The organism is Streptomyces sp. NBC_00873, assembly GCF_045207415.1.
Taxonomy (GTDB): domain Bacteria; phylum Actinomycetota; class Actinomycetes; order Streptomycetales; family Streptomycetaceae; genus Streptomyces.
Genome location: NZ_CP108804.1, coordinates 190,302 through 216,791, shown reverse-complemented (window position 1 = coordinate 216,791; position 26,490 = coordinate 190,302). Strand labels below are relative to the sequence as shown.

Genomic DNA, 26,490 nt, shown 5'->3' with positions numbered 1-26,490 from the left:
GATGCGGCGCTCCGCAGAGGGTTCCGCGGAGCGCCACACTACTCAGGGTCGGTCAGTGTCCGGGTCAGCCTCTGGTGTAGACGATGCGGTAGTAGGAGACGTAGGTCCGTGATGTTCGGGTCCAGCTCCAGCCGCCGGTGCGGGTCCACTTGTAGCCCGACCACGCGACGCGGTAGGTGGTGCGGTCGCGGTAGGAGTACTGGTAGCGAGTTTCGAAGGACGCGAGGATCTTCTGCCGGCCCCAGCCGTACCAGGCCACGACCTTGCACTTGAAGACGTACTGCTTGCGGTACTTGTACTGGCGCTTCCAGGACGTGATGGGCAGCGGGCCCCAGTCGCCGCTGACGACGTCCCAGAACCAGTGGTAGTTGTAGCTCTGCCAGCTGCCGTAGCTCCATCCGGTGGTACGCAGGACGGTCGTGTAGCTGCGGCCGGTCCAGGCGTGCTTGGGGACCCGGCAGGTTGCGCAGCCGGTCACGTCCTCGTTGTTGATCGGGTCGGCGCAGGCGTAGTCGTAGGCGTTGCAGCTACCTCCGGGTACCGGGTCGGCGGACAGGAAGCGCCCCAGGGTGGGGCTGTAGAGGCGCACGCCCATGAGGGTGAGGTCCGTAAGGGTCTCACTGGAGCGGTGCATGCCGCCGTGCCAGCCGTAGCGGGTGGCGGCCTGGTCCGCGGTGCGGTTGCCGTACTCGTCGGTGTTGAGGACCGTCGCGGCCTGCCCTGCGGTGGTGGGCAGCTGGATCGCTACGTCACCGTGCAGGTTGACCAGCTGCAGGACGGTTCCGCCAGTTTTGGCGGTGGTCGCGGCGAGCTGGCCGTCGAAGCCGTTAACGCTGCGGGTCAGGGCGCCGGTGGCGGTGTCTTCGACGATCCAGCGCGGGGTGTCGGCGTCGGAACTGTAGTGGTTGAGTTTGGACTGGGTCTTGGTCCAGGTGCCCGAGGCGTTGTTCTCGACCGTCCAGGCGCGGGAGCGCAGCTGGGAGTCGAGGGTCCAGGTCTGGCGCTGGTTTCCGGTGGTCTGCTGGCGGACCAGGTCGTTGGTGTAGTACGCCAAGGTGGTGCCGGGGGTTGCGGTGGTGCGGCCAAAGGCGTCGTAGGTGTAGCCGGCGTCGACCAGGCGGTCGGCGCTGTCGTAGGTGTGGCTGGTGGTCGTCGCGCCTGTGGTGGTGCACTCCAGTCCGGGGGCCGCGGCCGCGGTGGCCAGGGTCTTGCGGTTGGAGTTCTTGTCGAAGGTGTAGCTGCGGGTTACGCAGGTGCCGTCGACGGCGTCGTCCGCTGCCCGGGCGAGTCGGCCGGCCTTGTCGTAGGTGTAGGTCTCTCCGGCGGTCTGGCCGGCGGAGCCGGTGTAGGAGGAGCGCTGTCCGTGGACGGTGGGCACGATGGTTTCGGAGAAGAGGACTTCCCCGTCGCTGTCGCGGCTGTAGCTGCGGTCGGTGGGCATGCCCGCCGGGTTGGTGTTCTGGCGCATGGTGAAGCCGCCGGGCAGTTTCCGGGTCAGGACCTGGCCGTCGGCGTCGTAGGTGACGGTGAACTTACCCGCTACCGAGTCGGTGATGGAGGTGGGAAGTCCCCGGGGGTCGGCCGTGGTGTCGTAGCCGTAGGCGGTGCTGGAGGGGATGTTGTCGCTCACCAGGAGCGGCTGCCCTTCGGCGTCGTACTGGCTGGTGGTCACTCCGCCGTCGGCGTCGGTGTAGGAGATCAGCCGTCCGAGCTGGTCGTAGCCCTTCTTGACCGTTCCACCGTCGGTGGATGTGATCGTGGCGACCTTGCCGCTGTCGGGGTCGTACGTCGTGGTCACGGCCGGGACGGCAGTGCCGGTCCCTCCGCTGGTGGTGACCTTGGATGCGCGGCCTGCGGCGTCGTAGGTGGTGGTCTTGACGCGGGTGCTGCCGTTGGCGGTTTCGGTCAGCTTGGCGGTCTCGCCCCACCGGTCGTACTCGGCGGTCGTGGTCACCAGCTCGGAGGGGTTGGATCCGCCGCCGGTGACCGTGGCGGCCGGGCGGGTGCGGCACTCCTCGTCGGCCCATTCGGGCTTTCCGCCGCAGACGCCGGTGCCGTCACCGGTGTAGTAGTCGGTGATCTGGGTGCCTGCGTCGGTTCCGCTGGAAGCGGGCAGGCTGCGGCTGATCAGGCGCCCGGAGCTGTCATAGGTGGCCTTCTCCGTGATGGCCAGACCGCCCGGGTCCTGGATGGTGCTGGTGAGCTGGCCCTTGACCCAGTCGTAGACCGTCTGGGTGACCCGCGGGTCGGCCGTGAGGGCCGGCCAGTTGCGCAGTTGCGCGCTCACCGTGCTCTTGGTGACCTTGTCGGAGACGGAGGCCGTGCCGTCGGTGGGGCGCCCGTTGTCGTATTCGCTGATTGTGTGGTGCCGGGCGATGGCCTGCTCGCCCGAGGCCGCCACCGTGGTCGTGCCCTCCTTCAGGTCCGCTTCCAGCACGACGCGGTGCAGGGGACCGAGCGTCTCGACCTCACGGGAACCGTCGGCGTTGTAGATGCCGCGGTTGGAGAGCAGCTCCGCTCGCTCCGCCGCGGGCAGGGCTGCGATACCGAGATCGGCGAGCTGCGCCTTGGCCGTGTCGGTGCCCCCGAGCGCCAGGGCGCGGTTGGCTGCCGACAGTTCCCTGACCGCGTTACCGAACTGGTCGTACTCGGTGGTGGTGATGTTCTTGCCGGCGTCAGCGGTGTTGACCTCTCGGCCGGAGCCGTCGAGGTAGTGCACCATGGCGCGGCGGTAGTCGCCCGCGGTCAGGGCCTGGCCGTCATTCGAGGAGGGCACCGCGTCGGTGGGGAAGACGGCTGTGGCGTCGGTGGGGGCCTCAAGCTGCCCCCATGCCTTGACGTCACTGGCGCCCAGCAGGTGGGGTGCCTTCGTTCCGGTCAGCGGAACGCCGTAGACGATGGACGTCTGCGCGGTGTTGCCGTCCGTCTCGCCGGCGGATCCGGCCTTGAGGGTCGGGCGGGTGACCTTGAGGAGCATCCCTTCACCGGAGAGCGGGTCGCTGCCTACCTTGCCGTAGGTGAAGCTCCACGGCAGCTGCCCCGGGGGCTTCATTTGGGTTACGCGCCCCGCGCTGTCGTAGGTGTAGGACATCTTCAGCGCAGGGCTGATCCTGGGGTCCCAGGTCTCGCGCAGACGCCCGGCGTCGTCGTAGGTGTACGACGCCACGGCGGTCGCGGTGGCTGCCGAGGCACCGGGGGACGTCGCCCAAATACGGATCTCGGAGACCTGGTCCTTGAAGTCGCCCAGGGACGAGCCGGTCGCTGTGGTGGAGGCGGCGTAAATGAACTCCATAACCCGGCAGCCGCGGGTCGACGGGGTGGCCTCGCAGGTGCCGAGCGTCACCGCGCTGGTCGCGGCGATGACCCGCTTGGGTCTGGCCAGGACCTTGCCGTCCACAGTGACGGCTTCGGAGACAACCTCGGTGGTGGAGTTGGCCTGCCCGTCGATCAGAGAGCGGGAGACGGGCCATGCGGTACTCGAACCCGCCACGGGGCTGAAGGTGGTGACGCTTCCGTCGCTGTTCGACAGGGTGAAGTCACCGGATGCGAGAGAACCCTTCAGGGTCAGCTCCTCGCTGCCGGGCTCGGGGACCCATCCTGTCTTGGCCGCATTGGCGGTGAAGGAGAACGTCTCACCGTCGGCCGTGACGACGTCCAAGGAGGTTGCGGAGGTTTTACGCAGCTCGGAGTAGTCCGACTGGACCGCCTGGGCGACTGTTCCCGCCACCCACTCCTTGCCGAAGATCGGCGCCTGGCCGTCCTGCTTGGCGCCGGCGTTCGGCGAGCGGGAAGAGACACTGCGGGTGACCGTCATGTCCAGCACCGATACATCGGTACCTGACAGGGTGTAGTCGCCGGTGAGGAGGTTGAGCGAGCCGGGGCCGGCCTCGGCTGCTGCGGCTCCATCAGCGTTGCGGTCGACCACGACCGCCAGCGGCTGGGTCTCGCCACTTGCGCTGGACGGGCCGGTGAAGTCGGCCTTGATCTGAACCGAACCGTCTGGGTCGACCGTATCAGTGGCGTTCCACACCAGAGCGGCGTTCTTGCCGTTCGTCAGCGGCACCGGCCACGCGGTCAGGGGCGTTCCTCCAGCCGTGACGTGACCGGCCGGGATCTCCGTCCACGCGTCGGCCTCCGAGCGGCGCCACGAGAAGGACACCTTGTCGTACTTGCCGGCTTCGCCCTCGGCGACCAAGGGCACCCGGCGTGCGGTGCGCTCACCGTCAGCCGGCTGGACGAATCCGCCAGGTCCGGCGTGGAAGGTGTACTCGACGGGTTCCGACTTGTTGTCCGCCTTGTCCACGGACCGGACCTGAAGGGTGTGGGTGCCGTTCTTCGGCGGGGTAACGGAGATGCTCTTGTCCGCGCTCGCGCCGCCGGTGGCGACCTTGGACCAGGTCACTCCGTCCAGCGACCATTCCAGCCAATTATGGTCAGCCGCGGGCGGGGTGACGGCAAAAATACCTGCCTGCCCCGCGCCCTTGACCCACTTGGCCAACGGGTAGTCCGTCGAAGTGATCTTCGTCGGGGCCGAAGGAGAGCTGGTGTCGACGGTGAATGTCTTCCACGCCGACCAGCCCACGTTGTAGTGGCTGCCGTCATACGGTGAGGTGCGGAACTTGTAGGTCTTGCCGGTGCTCAGCACGCCTGAGGGCACCGTGACCGAGGCGACCTGCCCGGAGGGGACGTACGGAGAGACGATGACGTTGCCGACCTGCGTGTTGGTGGCATTGTCGAAGATCTGGAAGGTGCCGTTGACCTTGTCACCGTTGGCGTCGACGAACGTGTCGCGCAGCGTGGGCGTGACGGTGTTGACGGTGTAGGCGCCGGCGTAGGAGAAGTACGGGGGTCCGGCTTCCTGCTTGGTGCCTGTTCGCGGCCGGTAGTTGTAGGTGACGACCAGCTTGGGCGGGTTGGATGCCGCGTTGGCGGAGTTGACCCGCTTCCACTGCGCCAGCACGCTCTCGTCGGTGGCTCGCAGTCCCATGTTTCCACGGGTGGTCTTGGCCGAGGCCCATTCCTGTACCAGCGTCGTGACGTTGGCGTTGATCCACCCGTCCGGCTGGGTGGTGCACGAGGCGTTGCCGCGCGTCTCGGTGGAGGTGGCCTTCTTGGCCGTCATGGTGGGCCGGTTCGTCCACCGGCTGGACGTAGAAGCTGCGCCTGACGACCACACCTCCCACGGGTATGCCTTGCAGTCCACGTTGTTGCCCGAGTGGAAGTTCCACAGGGACAGCTTCGCATCGGATACGAGCGCGTCCTGGATCGGCGAGGTGTTCCAGGAGATGAAGGACTGCGCGGTGCGGAAGGTGCCGTCGGCGTTCTTCGTTCCCGGGTTACCCAGGTCCAGCTCTACATCGTTCGACCAGTCAACGGTCTCACCTTGCTGGACATAGGTGTCGAAGACGCTGGAGAGGGAGGAGGTGGAGGGGTCCACCGTCACCGGATACTTCGTCTTGGGGTCGGCGAGGAACTTCGCGTCCGGTGTGATCACCAGGTCGACCGAGGACCCCTTGGCCACGACCTTCATCGCGACGGGAACGCGGCGGGTGTGCTCACCGGATCGCTTGTCGACGGTGGAGTCCCACATCACCGGCGCCGGCATCACTGCTTGCTTTTTGTTCTTTTTATCGGTGAACAGCACGCTGCCATCGGCCAACTGCTTGGCTTTGAGGCCCTTGGCCTTCAGCGGCAGGGTGTAGGAGAAGCTGTCAGTGGTGGGCTTCTGCTTGACCTCGACGAACTGTTCGAAACCCGTGCGGGTCGCCTCCACCACTACGTCCGCGCCGGGCACGGCATTGACGTACTCGGCGCGCGTGCCGTCCAGCTTCGGCGCGGGCAGGCCGCCCTTCCACTGCAGAGTGATCTGCCGATCCCCCTCGCCGAGCGTGACCAGGTCCGTGGCTTTGGAAGCTTGCGCCGCCTTCAGCGAGGCGGCGGGATCGCCGGACCTACCCGCGATCTTCAGCCCGCGGGGATGCGCCTTCGGCTCCACGGAGCCGTCCGCGACGCGGACCAGATCCAGGTCGACGTCCCGCCACGCACCGGTGATCTCGTCCTCGAAGCGGATCGGACCCGCCGTCAGCTCAGTGGTGAGCGAACCGTTCTTGTTGGCCCACGTCGTGGACGTTTCGGTACGCTCCGACAGAGCCTCAACGCGCTTGCCGGACAGCCGCGCGGTCACCCGCGCGGACGCAATGTCAGCTGCCTGGGTGGCCGCGGGCTTCTCCGGTGCTGAGGGCGCCTGCGGAGGCGCGGACATGGCCGAACTTGTGCTGTCGAGCAGCGTGATGGCCAGGGCCAGGGTCAGACTCCCCGCTATGAAGCGAAGATTCCCCCCGGACCAAGGCCGCCCGCGCCCATGAAGCGCGGGTCTGTGAACCGTCATCATTCCTCATTCTCTTCGTCACATGTGCACCACTGGATGGTGCACATGTGACGATACCGAAGAGTAAAGGATGCGTAAAATGCGCTAACTGTAAGCGAATTGAACATAGCGTTCCGCCTGCGAGGCAGTTCAAGACGCGCCGCAGGGCATGTGACGCGTCCCGGCGGCGTTGCCGACCGGCCGCGGCTCAGGCCGCTTTGCTGACACTCACTTCGCGCGCGCCTACGTCGTCCCGGTCGGCTGGCCGGCCCCCAGGTTCGGGTGTGCGAACTACAGGCCCCGGGCCTGTACCAGGTCCGCACGCCCTGCCCATCCGCTTCACCGATATCCGCGACTGCCGTGCGTCGGTGGCTCTACCGTCCAGCCCGAGTGCCGATCACGGGGGCGGGCGGAAGGGGCTGCGCAGTGGGGCGGGATCTGGGTTTGGACGGGGTGGTGGACCACTTCACCCTGGACAGCGATGAGGCGGGCTGGTTACGGAACAAGGCGGGGGCCACGAGGTTGGGCTTCAGCGTTCAGCTCAAGTTTCTGACCTGGCGCGGCCGGTTTCCCAAGGCACGGCACGAACTCCCCGACGACGCGGTCGAGCACCTCGCGAAGCAGACCGGGGTGCCGGCGTCGGAGCTGGCGTTGTACGACTTCACCTCCCGGGCCGCGAAGCGGCACCGCAGTGAGATCCGGGATGCGACCGGCTGGCACGAATGCAGCCAGACCGACACCACCAAGACCGTCTCGCACCTGGTGGATGCGATCTGGCACGACGAGCGGCGCGACGAACAGGTCCGCATCGAGCTGTACCGGTACATGCGGGCGGTTCGGCGAACGGGAGGACCTGCACCGCTTCTACCCATCGGTGCAGAACTACCGGGACAACGCCTCCAAGCAGTGGGTCACCCACCTGCACCAGTTGCAGGTGGTGCTATTCCACCGGGGCCAAGTGGCCACCCAACCACGGAAGTTGATGCCGTCGTGGAAGCCGCCGATGGAGCTGCCGCCGACGATGCTCGCCGTCGCACAGAAGTGGCTGGCGGCCCGCAAACTGACCGACGCCCCGTCGACGGTGGACAAGCTGGAGCTTGCGGTGCGCGTGTTCGGCAACTGGCTCGGCGAGAACCACCCCGAGATCACCACCTTCGCCGACGTCACACGGGATCACTGCCTTGGCTGGATCGCCCACATCGCCAAGGCGCCGACTGAGAGGACAGGCAAGCCGCTCGGTGTGATGTCGCGGATCCAGCGGATCTCCGGCCTCTCCCAGTTCTTCCGGGACACTGCGATCTGGCAGTACGCCGACGTGCCCGGCTACACCTTCATCGGCGCGGGCGACGCACCCAAGTTCCCCCAGAAGGTGCCCCGGTTCATCCCCGACCACGAACTCGACAAGCTGATGCCGGTCATCGACGCGATCGCCTGCCCGTTCCAACGCGCCGCCCTGCTGGTGGCCCGTTGGTCCGGGGCCCGCCGCACCGAGATCCAGCGCCTACCGATCGACTGCCTGGACCGCTACCCCGACGGCACCCCACGGCTGCGGCTGTCCGGCCGCAAGACCTACAAAGAGCGGGTTGTCCCGCTGCACGAGGACGCCGCAGAGGCCCTGCAAAAGGTCGTCGACCTGCGCAGGAACGCGCCCGAGAGACCCTTCACGGACGAGCGCACCGGCGAGGAGATCCGCTACCTGTTCATGAGTCACGGCAAGCTGCTGTCGACCTTCTACCTGTTCGAGACCTCGATCCAGGACGCCTGCAAGGCCGTCGGCCTGGTCCGCCCGGGTGGCCGCGACGGCGCCGGCCGCGGCACCATCTCGGCCCACCGATTCCGTCACACCGTCGGCACCCAGCTCGCCGAACGCGGCGCGAAGCTCCACACCATCATGAAGGTGCTCGGGCACACCTCCGTGAGCATGGCGCTCGTCTACGCGCAGGTGAGCGACCAGGCGGTCCTGCGGGACTACCAGGCCGTGCTCGGCCCCGGCGCCACCATCGCCGGCCCAGCCGCCGAGGAACTGCGCAGCGGCACACTCCCAGACACGTCGATCGACTGGCTCAAGACCAACTTCTTCAAGACCGAACTCGAACTCGGCCGCTGCCTCCGGCTACCCGCCGAAGGCCCCTGCGAGTGCGACCTCTACTTGACCTGCGCGAAGTTCGTCACCACACCCGAATACGCACCACGACTGCGAGCGCGACGCGAGGTCGAGCTCACCCTCGCCCGCGACGCGGCCGAACGCGGCTGGGACCGTGAGGTTGAACGACACCGCTGCACCAGCGAACGCATCGACAAGCTCCTGACTGACCTCGGCCAACCCGCCCACGCCGAAGCGGAGGCCGACGAGTCCAGTGCTTGATCACGCCGCAGTGGGCCTACCTGAGCGGCCCTCGCTCGTCGATGAACACAGTGGGCGTCGACAGGAACACGTCGTCACTCATTGGGCCATAGGCGATGTTGAAAGTGTCCAGCCAGTACGTCCAGCCTCGGATCCCCAGTGCGCTGCTGAAGCGGTAGTTGAGCTGCCATCGGACCCATTGACCGCGGGCGAGGCGCACGGCCGGGGGCCGTCGCGGCCGAGGGGGTATGGCGAACAGGGGCTGCACTCGGGGAAGGACTCGCAACCGGCCGTCGGCTTCGCGGAGCTGGACGTCGACCTTGCGCAGGTCTTCCTGGCTGTCATAGGGGGGCGAAGCCGTCTCGCTCATGCATACGAACCACGTGCGCGACCGAAGGCGGCGCATGCGGAACGGTGAAGCCGACCGGGGCCGCGTTCCTTCGTACCGGGTGTGAGTAGTTGCCGTACAGAAAGTGCCGCTGAGATTGATCACGTTGGCTAGCACATCTACCGGGGTGCCGCCGGGGTTCTCGGAAAGATCGTCGAGTGGCTGTCGGTGCTGGCTACGGTCCGGATCGTGCCGGTGGAGTTTCTGACTGATGAGCAGGCCGAGGCGTATGGGACGTTCACCGAGGTGCCCACGCGCCCGGAGCTGGAGCGGTTCTTCTTCCTCGATGACGACGACCGTGATCTGATCGCGCTGCGTCGTACGGACGCGCACCGGCTGGGGATGGCGGTGCAGATCTGCACGGTCCGCTACGTCGGCCGGTTTCTGGGTGAGGACCCGCTCGCGGTGCCGTGGGAGGTCGTGGAGTACCTGGCCGGGCAGCTCGGCATCGCGGACGCCTCGTGCGTGAAGCGGTACCCGGAGCGGCGCAGGACACCGTACGAGCACGCGGCGGAGATCCAGGAGCGGTTCAAGTACCGGGACTTCACCGACCGGAACTGGGGGCGGGAGTTCCGCGGCTTCCTGTACGGGCGGGCGTGGAAGCACGCCGAGGGGCCGGTGGCGTTGTTCAACCACGCGGTGACGTGGCTGCGCAAGAACCGGGTGCTGCTGCCCGGGGTGAGCGTGCTGGCCCGGCAGGTGTCGGAGGCCCGCACGGTGGCCGAACGGCGTGTGTACGAGGCGGTGGCCCGCGCTGCGCACCGGGCCGATCCCGCGCTCGCGCCGGCGCTGGCTGAGCTGCTGGTGGTGCCGGAGGGCAAGCGGGTATCGGAGCTGGAGCGGCTGCGGACGCCGCCGACGAAGTCGACGGGCACCGCGATGGTGCGGGCCATGGAGCGGGTGGAGGAGATCTCCGCGTTCGCGCTGGGGCGGGTGAACCTGTCGCGGGTGCCGGTGAACCGGCTGTCCACGCTGGCCCGGTACGGGCAGCTGAGCAAGGCGCAGACGATCGAGCGGGCGCCCGATCCGCGGCGGACCGCGTTGCTGACGGCAGTGGTGTGTCAGCTGGAGGCGCAGGCAGTCGATGACGCGCTGGACCTGTTCGCGGTGTTGATGGCGAACCGGCTGATCAGCCCGGCGCGGCGGGCCTCGGAGCGGGAGCGCCTGGCGATGCTGCCGCAGCTGGAGAAGGCCGCCCGCATTCTGGCGAAGGCGTCGAAGATCCTCACTGAGGAACTGGACCTGGTCGCCGAGCACGACGCGGACCTCGACGTCGCGGCGCTGTGGGCGGCGGTTGAGGAGGCCGTGCCGCGTACGGCGGTGGCGACCGTCGAGGCCTTGGTGCCGGAGGACGACGGGTCGGCCGAGGCGGCGATGCGCGAGAAGCTTGCCCTGCGCTACAACACCGTGCGCCCCTTCCTGGCCCTGCTGGGCGAGTCGGACGCTCTGGGCGCCGCCCCGGCCGGGCGGCGCATCCTGAAGGCGGTGCGCCGCCTGCCCGCGCTCTCGCGCCGGAGGGTCAAGGACCGGCCGCTGCTGCCCCGCGAGGTCGACGCCGAGCTGGTGCCCGCCATGTGGAAGCGGGCGGTGTTCTCGAACACCAAGCTGCCCCAGGGCGCGGTCGACCGGGACGCGTACGTGGTGTGCGTGCTGGAGCAGCTGCACCGCGCGCTGAACCGGCGCGACGTGTTCGCGGCCCCGTCGAACCGGTGGGCCGACCCGCGAGCCCGGCTGCTGGACGGGGCGCGGTGGGAGGCGATGCGCGCGGATGTGCTATCGGGCCTGTCCCTGACCGAGGACGCGGGCGAGCACCTGGCCCAGCTCACGCGGGGCCTGGATGCGGCGTGGCGGCAGATGGCCGACCGTCTGGAGGAGGCCGGTGACGACGCGAAGGTGGAGGTCGTCGTCCCCGAGGGCGGCGGACGGGCCCGCCTGTCGGTGGACAAGCTCGGCGCGGTGGGCGAGCCGGAGTCGCTGACCTGGCTGAAGACGACCACGGAGGCGATGCTCCCGAGGATCGACCTGCCGGACCTGCTGTTCGAGGTCCATTCCTGGACCGGCTTCCTCGACTCCTTCGGCCACGTCTCCGACCGGCGCACCCGCATGGAGGGCCTGCTCGTCTCCCTGGTCGCGCTGCTGGTCTCGCAGAGCTGCAACATCGGTCTGACCCCGGTCATCGACCCGGAGAGCAAGGCGCTGACCCGCTCGCGGCTGTCCCACGTCGACCAGAACTACGTGCGCGCCGATACCCTCGCCGCGGCGAACGCCGCGCTGATCGCCGCGCAGTCCCGCATCGAGCTGGCGCAGATGTGGGGCGGCGGGCTGCTCGCCTCCGTCGATGGCCTGCGGTTCGTTGTCCCCGTCAAGAGCATCAACACCGGCCCTTCGCCCAAGTACTACGGGTACAAACGCGGCGTGACCTGGCTCAACGCGGTCAACGACCAGGTCGCCGGGATTGGCGCGATGGTCGTGCGCGGCACCCCGCGCGACAGTCTCTACACGCTGGACACCCTGCTGAACCTCGACGGCGGGGTGAAGCCGGAGATGGTGGCGACCGACAACGCCTCGTACTCCGACATGGCGTTCGGCCTGTACAAGATGCTCGGCTTCCGCTTCGCCCCGCGCTTCCGTGATCTGGCCGACCAGCGGTTCTGGCGAGCCGACCTGCCCGACGGCGACGGGGAGGAGCCGGCCGCCGGGTACGGGCCGCTGGAGGCCGTGGCCTGCAACAAGGTCAACCTCAAGCGGATCGCCGCGCACTGGCCGGACATGCTCCGGGTCGCCGGGTCGCTCATCACCAACCAGGTCCGGGCCTACGACCTGCTGCGGATGTTCGGCCGCGAGGGCCACCCCACCCCGCTCGGTGCCGCGTTCGCCGAGTACGGGCGCATCGACAAGACCATGCACCTGCTCGCCCTGGTCGACCCGATGGACGATACCTACCGCCGCCTGATGAACCGGCAGCTCACCGTGCAGGAGTCTCGCCACCGGCTCGCCCGCGCGATCTGCCACGGCGGCCGGGGCCAGATCCGCCAGGCGTACCGCGAGGGCCAGGAGGACCAGCTCGCCGCCCTCGGCCTGGTCCTCAACGCCGTCGTCCTGTGGAACACCCGCTACCTCGACGCCGCCGTGGCCCGGCTCCGCGCCGAGGGCCACGACATCAAGGAAGAGGACGTCGCCCGACTCTCCCCGCTCAAGGACCGGCACATCAACTTCCTGGGCCGCTACCTGTTCAACATCAAGGCCAGCGCGCCAGGCCACGGCCTGCGCCCCTTCCGGGACCCGGACGCCGCCGAGGACGACGAGAGCGACTGACTGCGTCCCGAATGGCTGCACAGTGGCCGAGGGGTCTGATAGCGCCTGGCAGTCGATAGCTGCCTCAGAAGCCGAAGGAGTTGTGCGGTTCGGGGTCGATGCGGAACAGCCGGGTCAGCTGCGCGATCACGCCGTCGGCGTGCGGAGTGATGCGACCCGCGTACGTCAGGTCATACGCCGACATGCCTCCGAAGTACAGCGAACTGAGTGCCGAGATGGTGATGGTCAGATCCGCCTCCTGGTCGGTGGCAACGCATGTCACCGACGTACCGCCTGCGCGGAGAAGCCATGTCCGGTTGTTTGCCGGACACATGTGGTCGTCATCGATGGTGAACGCCACCTCGCCGACGGTGTCGTACGAGCGTTGTGTCAGGGCGCGGGGGACATCGAGAAGGCGTGCCCACATGTTGTCCGACTGCCGGGTGATACGCATCGCCCGCGGGTTCGCAAGCATCCACCGCAGTGGTTCGTCGCGCGGACGGCCGGGCGCCACGATGGTTCTGGTGAGGTCGAAGTCGACCAACAAACTCCACAGCGCGCGATATGCCGTCGGGTTCGTCGCCTCCAGCGCCTCAACAACGAGCGTTCCCGCGTTGACGGCTGTCGAGGACCACGGCAGTCGAAAGTTGGCGATGCCGTCTACCTCGCCGTGCTGGTCGCGGTGGGCGAGATACCGCAGCGGTCCGTTCGTGCCGTCCGCAGTGTCGGACAGGCTGTCCCAGCGCCCGGGCAGGGGGGTGAGCTCACCGGCACGGTGTGCACGCACCTCCGCGTGCACCACAGGCCAGAACTGCTTCGCCTGCGCCGCGTCGACCAGCTCAAGCGAACCCGGGTCGGGCGCTGCCGGAAGGAAGGCAGCTTCGTGACGGTCCAGCTCCCACCGCGCGCGGAAGGTCGCCGGCGAGAACCCGAATCGGCCGTAGATGCTGCCCTCGCTGGCGCTGAGCATCGCCAGCGGCTCGCCTCGGTCCAAGGCAGCGTCGAACATGGCCTGCATCATCCGCCGCAGGTAGCCGCGTCGGCGGTGTGTAGCGATCACCCCGGTAGAAGTAACACCGGCTATCTTGACCGTACCCCCGCCAGGAACCGTCACGTCGAAGGAGATGGCGGCCGATGCGCCGACGCACGCGCCGTCTGCGAATGTCGCGATCGGATGGAAAGACTCGTCCTTGACGTCAGCTTCTGCCCACTCCTCTAGCTGCTCGGCGGTCGCCGGAGTGCGCTGCGGGGGCCACGGCTCCGCACCACCGTGCCACGCGGCATCAGCTGGCTCCCACTGCGGCAACCCGCTCGCGAAGGGCAAGGCCCGGTAGTACGCGTTCATTTCATCTCGCTGTGGTGGGCGCACCTGAGTAACCATGACGAACATTGCATCCACAACCAGCGCCTACAGACAACCGATTACTTGATCGCCGAGCTACCAACCTTCAAGAAACCTTCGTTTTCTGAAGATCGCTCTGCGAGGCCGCCCGGACCCCGCAGAGCCTTCAAAAACCCCTTCAAAAACCTGGGTCATTCAATAACCCCAAACCACCGTTTTCTGACATGATCCGGGGTCATGACCGCTCTCGAACCGGCCGAGCCGGGCCTCCTCGTCGCCGAACCACTCGTCCGCACCGAGATCAAGATCGGGTACGCGCGAGTCTCGACCAGCGGGCAGAAGCTGGAGCGGCAGCTTGACGCGCTTACCGCCGCCGGGTGCCGGAAGATCTTCGCGGACAAGAAGTCCGGCAAGAACGCGCTCCGCCCCGAACTGAAGGCTTGCCACGCCTTCCTCGACTCCGGCGACACCCTCGTCGTCCCGAGCCTGGACCGCTACGGCCGCAGCCTCCAGGACCTCATCAACATGGTTGCCGAACTGCGCGAGCGCGGGATCGGCTTCACCTCGCTGCACGAGAACCTGGACACCACAACCCCCGGTGGCCGGCTCGTTTTCCACGTCTTCGCCGCGCTCGCCGAGTTCATCCGCGAACTCATCGTCATCGGCACCAACGAGGGCCTGACCGCCGCCCGCGAGCGCGGCCGGGTCGGCGGGCGCCCGAGCGTCGCCACCGAGGAAGTCATCCGCGCCGCTCGCGATCTGCTGCCGGACCCCGGCCGCTCGATCACCTCGATCGCCAAGCTGCTGGGCGTCTCGCCGGGCACCCTCTACAACCACATCCCGGACCTGCGTGAGCTGCGCGCTGGCGCCGTGCCTCGTCAGCTCGAAGCGCCGAAGAGGTAGGCCAACTCCAGCAAGATCAATCTCAGCGGCACTTTCTGTACCGCAACTACTCACACCCGGTCTACCGGTACAACGAGGAGAAGGCCGGCAACCGGCAGCACAACGTGCGCATGCTCGCGCACCTCGTCGACCTGGGCGACGGCGCGATCTCCGTGAACGTGGCGAAGAAGGTCCTCCTCGACGACGCCGGCGGTGTCGTGGCCCGTGCTCAGGGGGCGTGGGAGAGCGCAGGCCTCCCGGGCGCCGGCACGGTGACGGTGGCACAACTGGAGAAGGCGCGCGCAGAGCTGCAGGGCTGAGCCGCACCTGCAGCGCGGCCGGTGGACCGGTGTCGCAGCCCGGCGAACCTCCGGAACTCTGATAGAACGGAGGTTCGAAAGGAAGCGCCATGACCACACCTGCACCAGCCCAGCGCAAGGCCTCTGCCGTCCTGGACTGCCCGCCCGCGCACGTCGGCCGGTGCGCGCGCTGCCACCAGCCATGCCACCGCTACGGCTTCGGCGGCAACCCCCTGCGCAGCACCTGCCGGGAGACCGTCGAGGCGGCCCGGCCGAAGAGGAAGCCGAGCTAGCCGGCCAAGGCTCGTCGTGCTGCTCCTGGTGCTCGTCGCCGCTGGGTCAGCATCGGGAGTGGGGGTGCTGAAGCAGGGGGCCGTCGGCGGTTGAGTGGGGTCGTCGAGACCTGCCAGCCACCCGCTGAGCACCAGCGCGCATCCCACACCGACAGGCAGACAAAAAGGCGCGTCGACAGCGGAAGCGCATCCCACCGCTGTCGACGCGTTCTCCCGCTCCGCCGGTGCTCGACCCGCACCGGATCTACGTGTCGCCGTATGCCGCCCCGCGCCGCGAGCCGCCACTGGTCCATCGCGCGTTCTGCCGCCTCCTCTGCACGTTCCCGTTCGGCTTCTCGTTCTTCGGGGGTCCGCCACCTCTGGACGGTTCCGTCGGGCTGTTGTCTGCTCACACTCGCCGGTGGATGTCCGACCGTACGTGCGTGCCTGCGCACGGCCGCGCCCGTCGTTTCCCCCTCGTTCTGGGGTGCCGGTCTGCCGCACTCCTCACACGTCCACGCGTCCACTCGTGATCCCCCTCGCCGTGGCTCTGGTGCTCATCCTGCACGCTGGTCATGCCCGCGCGGTGCCGATCCGCACAGTGAAGCGCCCCGCTTCGGCCCGGACTCCTACCTTGGACACCAGGGGAGGTTGCGGAGGTTGCCGACCATGGGCGCCTCCTGTCGTCAGGGTGTGGCGTCGGGTGCGGCGCTCTCCATCACGTCCTCGGCCGCTTTGCCAGCCCGATCGCTGATCAGTTCAGCGGCGAAGCGCTGGACCGTCTCGTCGTCGACTCCGTCGCAGGCGGCCGGGCTCTTGCTCTTCTTTACCGAGTTGGCTGTGTCTCCTGCGGCTATGGCCTCATCGAACGCTTTGGCCATGGCGGCCTTGCAGGCTGCGGGGTCGGCCTCGGCCCCGCAGCCCGTGAGGGCGAGCAGGGCGGCCGCGGTCACGACGGCGGCGCTGAGTCGGGTGCGCATGGTCCCCCCTGGGAAGTGTGCGGGTCCGCATCATCGCAGGGGGGACCAGTCAGGCGCAGGGGTTCGGACCGGCCTTGCGGACCGCGGCGTAACACTTTGGGGCCCTGCCCCGTATGTAGGGGTGACGCGCCCCCGGGGTAGGCGAACAGCCTGGTTTGACGGACCTCCCCGCGGGCGCCGACCAACTCGAGGGTCGTGATAACAGCAAGAAGCGCCAGGGTGCCCGCGGGGCCGTGGGCCCTGTGCCGGGAGGCCGGAGGGGCGCGATGACCGTACCGGACCGGGACGTTGCGATTCGGTTCGACACGGACCGACACGAAAGCAGCAGCCGAACGGGGGAGAGACCCTCCTGCAGGCTTCTTGCTGTTATCAAGAGTGGGTGGACTGAGTTCCGTACCCTGTGGCCCATGCCCACCGCCCCGCGCCGCCCCGACGACGCACTCGCCGCCATCAACGGCTTCGTCGACGAGCTCCAAGAGCGCGGATACGTCTACGAGACCCGGCGTCTGCGCAACGCCTTCCTCCTGGAGTACCTGGAACACGCGCTGGCCGCCGAGAAGACCTCGGCTCTCACCGCAGCCGAGCTCATGGACCTCCTCCGCGCCGATGCCTGGCTCGCCGACGCGGCCGCCGGCAAGACGCGGCGTCGCAACACCCTCCGCGGCCCCGACGCCGCGGCGGCGGGCAACTCCCAGCGCGCGCGGATGATCACCTGGAACTTCTTCGCCGAGCACCTCGGGCTGCCGCTGCGGCTGGAAGTGCCCGACCCCGAACACGGTGACTGGCTCGAGCCCGAGGAAGCCCACACCCTGCTGCGCACCCTCGCGGTGAAGCGGCCCGTCGGCGCCAACGCCGCCACCTCCCTGCGCACCGCCGCGGTAGCCGCGCTCGTCGCCACCACCGGCCGCTCCGTACCCGACCTCCACGGCCTGGACACCACCGCCGTCGACCTGGACCACCGGCCCTTCCCCCAGATCGAGCTGGACAGCGGGCCCCACCCGCTCGACAAGGAGACCGCCGACATCCTGCGCCGCTGGCTCGACATCCGCGCCGGCATCACCAAGCAGCTCGAAGGCACCGACCCCGGGTACCTGTGGATCCCCACGAAGCCCGGGCGCGCCCGCGGCGGCGAGGAACCCCCCAAGCCCGGACTGACCCGGGCCGCGGTGCGCACCCTGCACGCCGCGCACCGCACCCTCGTCATGCAGGTCTTCGGCGCCCCGCTGCGCCCCGGCGCGCTGCTACTGTCCCGGCCATGACGGAGCTGTTCACCGACACCGACATGCAGCGCATCGCCGCGGCCGCCGAACGCGACGGACAGGACCCCGCGCACTGGCTGCAGCGCATCGTGCGCGAACGGCTGGACGCCGAAAAACTCGAGGACGCACTCGTCGCCGCGCACTACACCGTCGCCACCCGCACGGCCGCCGAACTGTGACGGCACCGGATACCGACGGTGGAAGACTTCCGGTTGCACACACCTCCCCCGAAGGGCGTGACATGACCGGTGGCCCCAGCCTGGCAAAGCTGATCGGCGCGAGCAGCAAGGAGGATGTGCTCGCCGAGGACTTCGCGTACCTCGTGCTCAAGTTCTCCGAGCTCATGGGCTACGCCGAATCCGGAAACTGGCGCAGCCTGCACGAGAAGGTGAGGGGCCTGCGGCAGGCGCTGGAGACCTTCGACCGCAAGATCAGCACGACGGTGACCGCGGGGAACGACGAGACGTTCGAGGCGTACAAGGACCCGGGCGTCGACGGGGTGTGACCGAGATACGCGCCAAAGGGGCAACGGGATGATCTTGAAGCCCTGAGCGCCCGTCGCCCGTCACCCATTCGGCCCAGTGTCGTTGGTGGTGATGTTGAGCGTCGTCTGGGGCCTGGGGTGGGTTGTGACATCGATTGAACGGACCGCGTATCCGCGGTTCAAGCGGCTGATCACCGCGCATGAGCTGCATCTGTTCTTCTCACCGACTCGCGATGAGCTGGAGTGGGCGGCCGATGCCACGGACTGCGATGAGCATCTGCTGGCGCTGCTGCTGATGCTGAAGTCGTACCGGCGTATGGGGTGTTTCCCGGCGCTGGAGGACGTCCCGGAGATGGTGGTGGACTTCGTCCGGCGTGCGGTGGAGCTGCCGGAGGGCACGCTGCCCGTGTACCGGGCGGAACGGACCGCCAAGCACCACCGGGGCCTGGTCCGAAAGCAGGCCGGCGTGACGTACGACCAGGCCAAGGCCCGTGGGATCGTCGAGCAGTCGATCCGCAAGGAAGCCGCGGCGAAGAACCGCCCGGCGGATCTGATCAACATCGCGCTGGAGAAGGTGGTGGAGGCCGGACTGGAGCTGCCGGGGTTCTCCACCTTCGACAAGATGGCCTCGAAGATCCGCACCGAGGTGTAACGCCTCGATCTGCGCGGGTATCCACGACCGCATGAGCGCCGCTCAGCGGGCGGGGCTCATGCGGCTGCTGGAGGAGCGCGACAGCGACGGGACAACGTTGTTCAACCGGCTGAAGAAGCCCGCCAAGGGCCCGACCTGGTCGCACTTCAAGAACCTGACCAAGCGTCTGGAATGGCTGGACGGTCTCGGCGACACCGATGTGTGGATGGACGGAGTCGCCGCGGGGAAGATCACCGACTTTGCCGGGGAGGCGGACGCGGCGGACGCCTCGGAGCTGCGGGACTTCGTCCCCGTCAAACGCGTCGCGCTGGTCGCGGCCCTGACGCACAAGGCGCGGATGCGGGTGCGGGACGACCTGGCGACGATGTTCTGCAAGCGCGTGGCGACGAAGATCAAGAAGGCCAAGGCGGAGCTGGAGGAGATCCGGCTCGCCGAGCGGGAGATCGTCGAGTCCCTGATCGGGAACTACCGCACGGTGCTCAAGCACATCGACGAGGGCGGCCCGGCCCAGGAGGCGCTCACGAAGGCCGCGGCCATGACCGCCGAGGCCCGCCAGGCCCTGGAGGGGCTGGACGAGGAGGCGTCGGTTGACGAGGTCGCGACGCGGCTGGAGGGCAGGGTCTCCCCGGCGGTCCTCGCCCTGGTGAAGGCCCAGGTGGTGCAGGCCGGCGGGTTCGGCGCGGTCACCCGCGCGGTGGACGGCTTCGGTGGATTCGCGAAGCAGTACGAGCAGATCGAGAAGGTCTCTGCCCACCACGGCAACTTCTGGGAAGTGCTGCTGTACGGGCAGATCGGCCGGGACCGGGCGGTGATGTTCGACCTGGCCGACAACGACAAGCTGAAGTTCACCGCGACCAGCGAGGACAGCCGGGTGCTGGACGCCCTCGCGCACGCCCAGCGGCACCAGGCGGCCCGCGGCGAGTACATCACCGCCTTCAACGAGGAGGGCAAGGAGGTCGACATCTCCTTCGCCACCCAGAACTGGCGCAAGGCCGTCCTCGACAAGACCCGGACCGGGCAGTTCGTGCGCAAGCACTTCGAGGCGATGGTCTTCACCGCGCTCGCCGAGGAACTGCGCACCGGCGACGTCGCGGTGGTCGGCTCGGAGGAGTACGCCGACTGGTCCGAGCAGCTGCTGGCCTGGGAGGTCGTCCAGGAGACGCTGGGGTCCTACCTGGTGGAGGTCGGCCTCGCCGAGGCGGGCGAGAGCGCCGAGTTCGACGCGAAGTTCTTCCGCCGGCAGCTGGAGGACAAGCTGCGAAACGCCGCCGCGGCGGCTGACGCCGGGTACCCGGAGAACGACGGCCTGGTCATCGATCCGGAGACGGGCGTCCCGTCGCTTAAGGCGTTCCGGGCTGACGGCCAGCGGCCCTCGGCGAAGCGGCTGGAGCAGGAGATCAAGGCGAGGATGCCGGAGCGTTCCCTGATGGGGATCGTGGCCCGGACCGCGTACTGGGTGGAGTGGTGGCGCCGTTTCGGCCCGCCGTCCGGCAACGAGCCCAAGCTCACCGACCCCTTGGGCCGCTATGTGATCGTCACGTTCGTCAAGGGCACCAACATGGGTCCGTACGAGGCCGCCCGGCACATCCCTGGCGTGAGCGGGCACGAGCTGTCGTACGTCGCCAACAAGCACTTCTCGATCGTGCTGCTGAACGAGGCGGTCGCCGACCTGGTGAACGCGCACGCCCGCCTGGACATCTCGCAGGCGTGGGGCGACGGCACTGCCGTCGCGGCGGACGGCACCCACATGGATACGTACCTCGACAACCTGCTCTCCGAGACGAGCGTCCGGTACGGCAAGCCGGGCGGGATCGCCTACCACCACATCTCGGACACCTACATCGCGCTGTTCACGCACTTCATCCCGTGCGGGGTGTGGGAGGCCGTCTATATCATCGAGGGCCTGCTGAAGAACACAAGCGAGGTGCAGCCGACCACGGTGCACGCGGATACGCAGGGCCAGAGCTTCCCTGTCTTTGCGCTCGCCCACCTGCTGGGCTTCGACTTGATGCCCAGGATCAGGAACTGGAAGGAACTGACCTTCTACCGGCCCTCCAAGCAGAGCGAGTACGTACACATCGACGCCCTGTTCGGCGAACCGGGCAAGCACGTCATCGACTTCGACCTGATCGAGTCCCAGTTCCGCCACCTGATGCGCGTGGCCGTCTCCGTACGCGAGGGCACCATCTCCTCCTCCACACTGCTCAAGCGCCTGCGCTCCGGGTCACGGAAGAACGCCACCTACGCCGCCTTCCGCGAGGTCGGCCGCGTGATCCGCACCGTCCAGCTGCTCCGCTACCTCACCGATGCGCCGCTTCGCCGGCGGGTGACGGCGGCGACGAACAAGGTGGAGTCGTTCAACCGGTTCTCCCAGTGGATCGGCTTCGGCAACCGCGGCGTCATCGCCGACAACGACCCCATCGAGCAGGAGAAGGCGATGAAGTTCAACGCGCTGCTCACGAACGCGGTGATCTTCCACAACGCCCTGGACATCGCGGAGATCGTGCGGCAGCTGCTGGAGGAGGGCTGGGAGATCGACCCGGAGGACCTGGCGCACATCTCGCCGTACCTGACCGAGCACATCAACCGGTTCGGCGAGTACAGCACCCACGAACTCGGCAACCAGCCCGAGGCGTACGACCCGAAACTCGACGTCGACTTCACACCGCTGCGCGAGCAGGACCTGATCGCCGCCGGTCTCGGCCAGGCTGCCTGAACCGTGAGGTGAACTAGCTGGTGACGCCCTTCACGGGAGCGAGCCGGTATACGCCAGAATCCTGCCGCGAGCGTCAGCCTCCAACACCGTAGCCTGGGCAGGTGATCCGACAGCGCTGCCGTGGGAACGGGGTTTGTGACGGTTCTTGTGAGCCCTCGCCGTATTTCAGAGGGACACCCGCGCTGTTCTGCCAGCGGCAGAACAGCGGCCGGACCGGGCTCGACGATCACTACAGTCCAGTCTCATGACGAAGATTACGACGCGTACGGTCGAGTACCCGGCCGACGGTTTGACGATGATTGGGCACCTCGCGCTCCCGGCCGGTGTCGACCGCCGGCCCGCGGTGCTGCTCGGACCAGAGGGCATGGGGCTCAGCGATGTCGAGCGCCGCCGGGCCAATGCTCTCGCCGAGCTGGGATATGTAGCGCTGGCCTTCGACCTTCACGGCGGGCGCTATTTGGGTGACCCCGAGGAGATGCTGGCCCGTTGCATGCCACTGCTCGCTGATCCCGACCGGATGCGGGGCATCGGCCATGCGGCGCTCGACGTGTTGCGCACCGAACCGCGGACCGACCCCGACCGAATCGCCGCCGTCGGCTACGGCACCGGGGGCGCCGTCGGGCTGGAACTCGGGCGCGACGGCGTCAGCCTGCGCGCGATCGGGACAGTCAACGCACTGACCACGGGCCGACCGGGTGAGGCGGCGCGCATTCGCTGCCCGGTGTGGGCCGGGGTCGGGTCGGAAGACCCGATCATGCCGCCCGCGCAACGGAACGCGTTCACCGCTGAGATGCAGGCCGCGGGCGTCGACTGGCGCCTCGCAGTCTACGGCGGCGCCTTGCACGCCTTCCACCACCCGCCGGTCGACCACCCCGTGGTCCCCGGCGTCGGCTACCACCCACGGCACGCGCAGCGAGCCTGGCGCGACGTCGTCGACCTGCTCGCCGAGTGCCTGCCCGTGACGGAGGATCTGGGGGCATGACCCAGGTAAGCATGCTGGCGCCGGGCCTAGTCGGCGTCGGGCACTGACAGTCCCCTCCCCTCAAGTCCGCACAGCAGAACCGCATTCGGGCGGATGCTTGATCGCGGAGACGCGTTCGCAACTGCCGCAGTAAATCCGGTATTTACTGCGGCAAGCAGCTGGCGGGGGCGGGGCCGTCACCCGCACGTGTCCGGTGAGGCCGGGGCAAGTACACGTGTCGCCCCACCAAGCGCGCCGTCGGTCGAAAGGTCGCACCTCTGCGGCTGAACCTGCGAACGGTCAGCTATGAAGGATCGCGTGTTGCGGTGAGGGTGGTGCGGCGGTTCAGCATGAGTGCGGCGAGTGCGGCGGCCAGGTAGACGGCGGCGGCGGTGGAGAAGGCCCAGGCGTAGCCGGTGACCGTGTCGGTTTGTGTTGCGGCGACGGACATGGCCCCGGTGTCCTAGTACTGCAACCGCATTTGGGGGTTGTGGCCTCGACGTTTGTAGTGGGAGCGGCGGGCTCGGGCCTGGCTGCGTCGTCGAAAGCGTGACCAGTGCAGATGGTGCTCGTTGGTCTGGTGACGGGGCTTGACGAGGTGGCCCATCAACCGGCGGATCTCCGGGACGCTGAGGGGTATGAGGTCTTGCTCGTCGTCTGCGGTGCCCCTTTTGCGGCTTCTGCGGCGCGGACGGCAGCCAGGTAGGCGAGTGCGGCCATGGCCAGGGTGATGTGCCGGTACCACGCCCGGTAGAGCCTGACCTGGTAGTGGTCCAGGCCGCACTCGCCCTTCGCGGTCTGGAAGCACTCCTCCACTGCCCACCTCGTGGCGGCCACCCTGACCAGGTCTTTCAGCCGGGAGATGGCCGGTCCGTAGCAGACGTAGTAAGCGATCTCGGTGGGGTCGCTGACACTGCGGCGGGCCAGGACCCAGTGCCCGAATCCCTCTTCCCAGCAGGGGCGGATTGCGACGCGGGCCCAGTCGTAGATCCGTTCCCCGTGCGCGCCCTGCCCGCCCGACAGACGCTTCCAGCGTTGCCGTGGCAGCGCGGCGATGAGGTCGTCGACGCGCGACTCGGCCCAACTGGTGGTGATCACGGTGTCGTTGACCTTGGTGGCCAGGACATGCGCGATCTTGCGTTCCTCCAGCCAGGCCCGTGTGTGCTTGACCTGCCCGTACGCCTCGTCCGCGGTCACCCAGGCGAACGGAACGCCGGCGTCGATGGCACGTTGCAGCATCTGCCGGAAATGCTCGTTCTTGGTCGCGAAGGGCACCTCGTCGTCGATCCCGGCAGCGCGGCAGCGGTCCCGGTCATCGGTCCAGGAAGACGGCAGGTAGAGCTCCCGGTCGATCAGGGCTCGCCCCTTCGCCGAGGCGTAGGCCAGGAAGGTCCCGATCTGGCAGTTCTCGGTCCGGCCCGCGGTGCCCGAGTACTGCCGCTGGACACCGGCGGACTTGGTGCCCTTCTTCAAAAAGCCGGTGTCGTCGCAGATCAGGACGCCGTCCGCACTGCCGATGGTCTCCACGACGAAGTCGCGGATGTCGTCGCGGACGGCGTTCTCGTCCCAGTCGGAGTGGTTGAGCAGGCGCTGGACCGAGTCCGGGCGCAGCTGCCCGACCTGCTCCGACAGCGTCCACCCGTTCTTCATCTCCAGCGGCGCGAGCAACCCGGTCAGATAGTCAAGCGCCCGCTCACGCGGCTCCGACCTGCCGAAACGGTGGGCGAACCGGGCATGGAGCCCGGCTACCCCCTCGGACCACGACTCGACCTGCTCAACCGTCAGCACATCAGCACACAGTCACACCAACGAGACACAACGCCGTCCGTCACGCCAGATGCGGTTGCAGTACTAGTGTCCTGCGCCGGAGATCCGTCGTTAGTACCTGTATGAGTGTTTCTGCGGGTGTGCCCGCACCGCGTCGTGGTCCGAAGCTGGAACCGTTGTTGTTGTCCGTTGACGAGCGTGCGGTGTTGGAGCGTTGGGCCCGGCGGGCGACGTCTGCGCAGGCGGTGGCGTTACGGGCGCGGATCGTGCTGGCGTGTGCAGGCCCTGACGTTCCGCCGATTGTTGTGGTGGCGCGGGATCTGCGGGTAGCGGCGGACACGGTCCGCAAGTGGCGTCGGCGGTTCCTGGCCGCCCGGCTGGACGGGTTGGTGGACGAGCCCCGGCCGGGCCGGCCGCCCACCATCAGCGTCGACCAGGTGGAAGCGGTCGTGGTCAGCACGCTGGAGGAGATCCCGAAGAATGCCACCCACTGGTCGCGCAAGTCGATGGCCGAACGCAGTGGGCTGTCGAAATCGACCGTGGGCCGAATCTGGCGGAAGTTCCATCTCAAGCCTCATCTGACGGACACCTTCAAACTGTCGACGGACCCCTTGTTCGTGGAGAAGGTCTACGACGTGGTCGGGCTGTACTTCAATCCGCCCGAAGGGGCGGTGGTGCTGTCGGTGGACGAGAAGTCGCAGATCCAGGCGCTGGACCGGTCCCAGCCGGTGCTGCCGATGATGCCGGGCATGCCCGAGCGTCGCACCCATGACTACGTCCGTAACGGTCTGACCACCCTCTTCGCGGCCTTCGACGTCGCGACCGGCGAGGTCATCACCTCGCTGCACCGTCGGCACCGGGCAGCGGAGTTCAAGAAGTTCCTCATCAAGATCGAGAAGGAGGTTCCTGGGCACCTCCAGGTCCACCTGATCTGCGATAACTACGGCACCCACAAGACACCCGCCATCAGAGCATGGCTGGCCAAGCACCCCCGATTCCACCTGCACTTCACCCCTACTGGTTCGTCCTGGATCAACCAGGTGGAGAGGTGGTTCGGCTTCCTCGCCGACCAGAAGATCCGCCGCGGTGCACACAAAAGCGTACGTTCCCTGGAAGCCGACATCCGATCCTGGGTCAAGGAATGGAACGAAAACCCAACACCGTTCATCTGGACCAAGACAGCCGAAGAGATTCTCGACTCACTCGCCCGCTTCTGCCAACGGATCTCCGGCGCAGGGCACTAGCTCAGACACCAGCCGCAAAGTAGCGATCCGCCCTGGAGTCAGCTGTCGACGGACGCCGCTGCTGGGTTGAGGGTCTTGTGCACAACGCCGACGGACACCTTGACGGCGACGGCGATCTCGCGGATTGACTGGCCTTCGGCGCGGCGGGCGAGGATAACGCGCCGCTTGTCGTCGTCCACGACGGGGCGCCGGCCGCCGACGCGACCGCGTGCGCGGGCGGATTCCAGGCCGTTCTTCGTCTTCTTCACGATGTCGCGGCGCCGGTCTTCGGCAAGGGCGAGGGCCAGGTCGAGGATGAGTGAGCGTTCGGTGTGCTCGCCGGTTGCGATGCCGTCCAGCACCTTGACCGCGATGCCGCGTTGGAAGAGGTCGTTGAGGACGATCAGCCCTTCCAGAAGGTTGCGGCCGAGGCGGTCAACTTCCTGGACGGTGAGCATGTCGCCGTCGCGGAGGTAGTCGAGGGCGGCGGTCAGGCCGGGCCGGTCGTCGACGGCGAGCTTGCCGCTGATCCTCTCCTCGAAGACCTTGAGGCAGATCGGGCCGAGGGCGTCGTGCTGGCGCCGGGTCTTCTGCTTGTCAGTGCTGACGCGGACCAGGCCGATGAGCGCCACGAGGCACCCTCTCTGTTCATCAAACGTCTTCGGGTAGCGATCTGAACGCTAGCAGTTGATGAACGGGAAAATGAACGACTGGGGTGGAAGTTCGGGCGTTCGGCGGCGCCGGGGGCGGGTGTTCGGTAAACGACCGATAGATGAACACGGAGCCCGATGGGCAGTTGCGTCAACACTCTGTCGTAGGGACCACCCCGCAGGTACTCCGAAGAGGCCCGGGAGCCCCGTGGTCGGCGGGGAACGGACGCTGAAGGCGTTGGCCGCCGAGGCGGCGGCGAACGAGGCCCGGTACAAGGCGCGGGTGCGCACGGTGTTGCGGTCGGCGTACTCGGCGCACTGGCGGCGCATGCTCGCGCCGTTGCTGAAGTCGCTGGACCTGAAGTGCAACAATACCGCGTACCGGCCGGTGATGGACGCGATCGACCTGCTCCAGCGTTATCTGGACCAGCCGTTGAAGGAGGGCGCACGTGAACCCGTACGGCAGATTCGAACTTGACATGAACACCAACCTGGACTTGGCCGACGAGCCGGTGGCCGTGGTGCCCCGTCCCCGCGCACCACAAGAGAACGCGGCACCGGCAACGGACTGACACGGCAAACCTCCGGCGGCTCTCTCCGGGTCGCCCGA

19 protein-coding genes and 2 pseudogenes are annotated in these 26,490 nt (G+C 67.9%); 14 read left to right on the top strand and 7 right to left on the bottom strand.

The annotated features are described in order from the left end of the window. Positions 1-64: 64 nt before the first annotated feature. Positions 65-6,262: a DNRLRE domain-containing protein gene (locus OH809_RS44740; RefSeq protein WP_331743634.1), complete on the bottom strand. Its 6,198-nt coding sequence runs from the start codon at positions 6,260-6,262 to the stop codon at positions 65-67. 387 nt (positions 6,263-6,649) lie between these two features. Here OH809_RS44740 and OH809_RS44735 point away from each other — a divergent pair. Continuing rightward, a pseudogene (locus OH809_RS44735) lies at positions 6,650-7,102 on the top strand (DUF4158 domain-containing protein); the annotation flags it as partial. A 31-nt stretch (positions 7,103-7,133) separates the two neighbouring features. Then, positions 7,134-8,732: a site-specific integrase gene (locus OH809_RS44730; protein ID WP_331743631.1), complete on the top strand. Its 1,599-nt coding sequence runs from the start codon at positions 7,134-7,136 to the stop codon at positions 8,730-8,732. 16 nt (positions 8,733-8,748) lie between these two features. On the opposite strand, the pseudogene OH809_RS44725 reads toward OH809_RS44730, so the two are convergent. Further along, positions 8,749-9,181, bottom strand: a pseudogene (locus tag OH809_RS44725) (hypothetical protein). A gap of 107 nt (positions 9,182-9,288) precedes the next feature. Between OH809_RS44725 and OH809_RS44720 the strand changes: the two are divergent. After that, a complete protein-coding gene (locus OH809_RS44720) occupies positions 9,289-12,414 on the top strand; it encodes a Tn3 family transposase (protein WP_331744025.1) in 3,126 nt (1,041 codons plus the stop codon). Positions 12,415-12,478: 64 nt separating this feature from the next. Here the strand turns inward: OH809_RS44720 and OH809_RS44715 are convergent, their stop codons facing one another. After that, a complete protein-coding gene (locus tag OH809_RS44715) occupies positions 12,479-13,738 on the bottom strand; it encodes a GNAT family N-acetyltransferase (RefSeq protein ID WP_406425608.1) in 1,260 nt (419 codons plus the stop codon). Between the two features lie 234 nt (positions 13,739-13,972). Here OH809_RS44715 and OH809_RS44710 point away from each other — a divergent pair, with 234 nt between their 5' ends. The 3 genes from OH809_RS44710 (at position 13,973) to OH809_RS44700 (ending at position 15,209) form a co-directional block, all read left to right on the top strand. Then, positions 13,973-14,638 carry a recombinase family protein gene (locus OH809_RS44710; RefSeq protein WP_331743628.1) on the top strand — a complete coding sequence of 222 codons (666 nt, stop codon included), beginning with the start codon at positions 13,973-13,975 and terminating at the stop codon, positions 14,636-14,638. Between the two features lie 110 nt (positions 14,639-14,748). Continuing rightward, positions 14,749-14,937: a hypothetical protein gene (locus OH809_RS44705; protein ID WP_331743625.1), complete on the top strand. Its 189-nt coding sequence runs from the start codon at positions 14,749-14,751 to the stop codon at positions 14,935-14,937. Positions 14,938-15,026: 89 nt separating this feature from the next. After that, positions 15,027-15,209: a hypothetical protein gene (locus tag OH809_RS44700; RefSeq protein ID WP_331743623.1), complete on the top strand. Its 183-nt coding sequence runs from the start codon at positions 15,027-15,029 to the stop codon at positions 15,207-15,209. Positions 15,210-15,874: 665 nt separating this feature from the next. Here OH809_RS44700 and OH809_RS44695 read toward each other — a convergent pair. After that, positions 15,875-16,168, bottom strand: coding sequence for a hypothetical protein (locus tag OH809_RS44695; protein WP_331743620.1), 294 nt, complete (start codon positions 16,166-16,168; stop codon positions 15,875-15,877). A 407-nt stretch (positions 16,169-16,575) separates the two neighbouring features. Between OH809_RS44695 and OH809_RS44690 the strand changes: the two genes are divergently transcribed. From OH809_RS44690 to OH809_RS44665, 6 genes are all read left to right on the top strand, one after another. Continuing rightward, the gene (locus OH809_RS44690) at positions 16,576-17,427 is read left to right on the top strand and encodes a hypothetical protein (RefSeq protein WP_331743617.1); all 852 of its coding nucleotides are present in this window, start codon (positions 16,576-16,578) and stop codon (positions 17,425-17,427) included. Further along, positions 17,424-17,606 carry a hypothetical protein gene (locus OH809_RS44685; protein WP_331743614.1) on the top strand — a complete coding sequence of 61 codons (183 nt, stop codon included), beginning with the start codon at positions 17,424-17,426 and terminating at the stop codon, positions 17,604-17,606. Before OH809_RS44690 ends, OH809_RS44685 begins: the two co-directional genes overlap by 4 nt. A gap of 62 nt (positions 17,607-17,668) precedes the next feature. Then, the gene (locus tag OH809_RS44680) at positions 17,669-17,932 is read left to right on the top strand and encodes a hypothetical protein (RefSeq protein ID WP_331743611.1); all 264 of its coding nucleotides are present in this window, start codon (positions 17,669-17,671) and stop codon (positions 17,930-17,932) included. A gap of 124 nt (positions 17,933-18,056) precedes the next feature. Then, the gene (locus OH809_RS44675; RefSeq protein ID WP_331743607.1) at positions 18,057-18,563 is read left to right on the top strand and encodes a DUF4158 domain-containing protein; all 507 of its coding nucleotides are present in this window, start codon (positions 18,057-18,059) and stop codon (positions 18,561-18,563) included. A gap of 31 nt (positions 18,564-18,594) precedes the next feature. Then, positions 18,595-21,279 carry a Tn3 family transposase gene (locus OH809_RS44670; protein WP_331747958.1) on the top strand — a complete coding sequence of 895 codons (2,685 nt, stop codon included), beginning with the start codon at positions 18,595-18,597 and terminating at the stop codon, positions 21,277-21,279. Between the two features lie 244 nt (positions 21,280-21,523). Then, positions 21,524-22,261 carry a dienelactone hydrolase family protein gene (locus OH809_RS44665; RefSeq protein WP_331743604.1) on the top strand — a complete coding sequence of 246 codons (738 nt, stop codon included), beginning with the start codon at positions 21,524-21,526 and terminating at the stop codon, positions 22,259-22,261. 283 nt (positions 22,262-22,544) lie between these two features. Here OH809_RS44665 and OH809_RS44660 read toward each other — a convergent pair whose 3' ends face one another. Next, positions 22,545-22,691, bottom strand: coding sequence for a hypothetical protein (locus tag OH809_RS44660; RefSeq protein ID WP_331743601.1), 147 nt, complete (start codon positions 22,689-22,691; stop codon positions 22,545-22,547). A 155-nt stretch (positions 22,692-22,846) separates the two neighbouring features. Continuing rightward, the gene (locus OH809_RS44655) at positions 22,847-24,025 is read right to left on the bottom strand and encodes an IS701 family transposase (protein ID WP_331744016.1); all 1,179 of its coding nucleotides are present in this window, start codon (positions 24,023-24,025) and stop codon (positions 22,847-22,849) included. A gap of 104 nt (positions 24,026-24,129) precedes the next feature. Here OH809_RS44655 and OH809_RS44650 point away from each other — a divergent pair, with 104 nt between their 5' ends. Further along, complete coding sequence (locus tag OH809_RS44650; RefSeq protein WP_331743599.1) at positions 24,130-25,251, top strand: IS630 family transposase; 1,122 nt, start codon at positions 24,130-24,132, stop codon at positions 25,249-25,251. 38 nt (positions 25,252-25,289) lie between these two features. Here the strand turns inward: OH809_RS44650 and OH809_RS44645 are convergent, their stop codons facing one another. Continuing rightward, complete coding sequence (locus OH809_RS44645) at positions 25,290-25,862, bottom strand: recombinase family protein (RefSeq protein ID WP_331743584.1); 573 nt, start codon at positions 25,860-25,862, stop codon at positions 25,290-25,292. Between the two features lie 226 nt (positions 25,863-26,088). Here OH809_RS44645 and OH809_RS44640 point away from each other — a divergent pair, with 226 nt between their 5' ends. Continuing rightward, positions 26,089-26,358 (top strand): hypothetical protein, encoded by a 270-nt coding sequence (locus OH809_RS44640; RefSeq protein WP_331743581.1) that lies wholly within the window; start codon positions 26,089-26,091, stop codon positions 26,356-26,358. The last annotated feature ends 132 nt before the right edge of the window (positions 26,359-26,490 follow it).